Below are 1,254 nucleotides of genomic sequence, written 5' to 3'. Positions count from 1 at the left end.
TGGTTGGGCCCCCGTTAGCAGTCCAGCACCTATGCGATAGCTAGTTGGTTTTCTTGAGTCCAGTTTTCCCAGTAGCGGTTTGGCGTCATGCCATCGAGGGATCCGTGGGGCCGTTCATGATTGTAGATAGCTTTCCATTCCTCGGCCAGATAGGTCGCTTCGGCCATCGTGTCCATGATTTCTCCCGAGAGTTGTTCCCTTCTGAACTGGGCGTTGAACGATTCGACGAAACCGTTCTGCCACGGTGAACCCGGGTCGATGAAGGCGGTGCCCACGCCGACGGTGTTGCACCAGTTGATCAGTGCGGCGGCGGTGAATTCGGGACCGTTGTCGCAGCGGACGTAGGTCGGGGCGGTGCCGGTTTCGGCGATGATGTTCTCCAATGCTGCGACCACGTCGGAGGCTGTGAACGACCGGCGCGCGATGATGGCCAGCGCGGTGCGGGTGTATTCGTCGATGACATTGAAGAAGCGGATGTGCCGCCCGCAGGAAGTCACGTCGGATTGGAAGTCGAAACTGACCACGTGCATCGGGTATTCGGCCGTCAGCCGCTTCTGCTCCCCGGCGCCGGGACGGGCCCGGCGTTTCTTCCGCGCCTTGGGTTTACAGACGAGGCCTTCCTCGCGCCAGAGCCGGCGTACGCGCTTGTTGTTGAGCGCCATTCCAGCCCACTCCTGGGCGAGCAGGCACCAGCGGGCTTTCCGCCATCCCCATGTCGGGTGCTTGATCGCGATGGCGCGTAGGGCGCCGCGAAGCCGTGTTTCCTCGAAGCTCGTATCGGGTTTCTTCTTCCGGAAGGCAGACCGGTTTTGGCCGAGGATCTTGCAGGCGAAACGCTCGGAGGCCCCGAACTTCTCCACCGCCATGCGCACGGCACGGCGGCGGGGTTCGGGGCTCAGAATTTTCCCTTGGCCACCTCGTTGAGGATGTCGATGGCCAGTTCCTTCTCCGCCAGCAGCCGTTTGAGTCGCGCGTTCTCCTTCTCCAGCTCCTTGGTCCGTTTGGACGCCTCGGCGTTCTTCTCGGACCCGTACTGGTTCAGCCACCGGTACCAGGTCGCTTCGGTGACCTGGAGTTCCTTGACGACCTCGATCATCGGGTGGCCGTCGTTGAGCATTTTCTGGCCCTGCCGGACCTTCGCGATGACCTGTTCAGGGGTGTGTCTGCGTGCCATGATTCGTGAATTTCCTCCTGCGCCCATTATCGGACACGAAAGTCACACAGACACTGGACTTCTACACAGGGACCCAACCA

At 61.2% G+C, this 1,254-nt stretch carries 1 protein-coding gene; it reads right to left on the bottom strand.

Annotated elements, in window-relative coordinates:
• Window positions 1–29 precede the first annotated feature (29 nt).
• Window positions 30–1,174 (bottom strand): IS3 family transposase gene (locus tag H7C86_RS36910; protein ID WP_182263516.1). Its coding sequence is split into 2 segments (ribosomal slippage): window positions 30–901 and window positions 901–1,174, totalling 1,146 coding nucleotides; the frame shifts between segments, so codons are not numbered across the junction.
• Window positions 1,175–1,254 lie beyond the last annotated feature (80 nt).

Source organism: Rhodococcus sp. UFZ-B548 (assembly GCF_903819475.1).
Lineage (GTDB): Bacteria > Actinomycetota > Actinomycetes > Mycobacteriales > Mycobacteriaceae > Rhodococcus_F > Rhodococcus_F erythropolis.
Note: the sequence above shows the minus strand (reverse complement) of the source record. Positions and strands in the feature narration are given on the sequence as shown.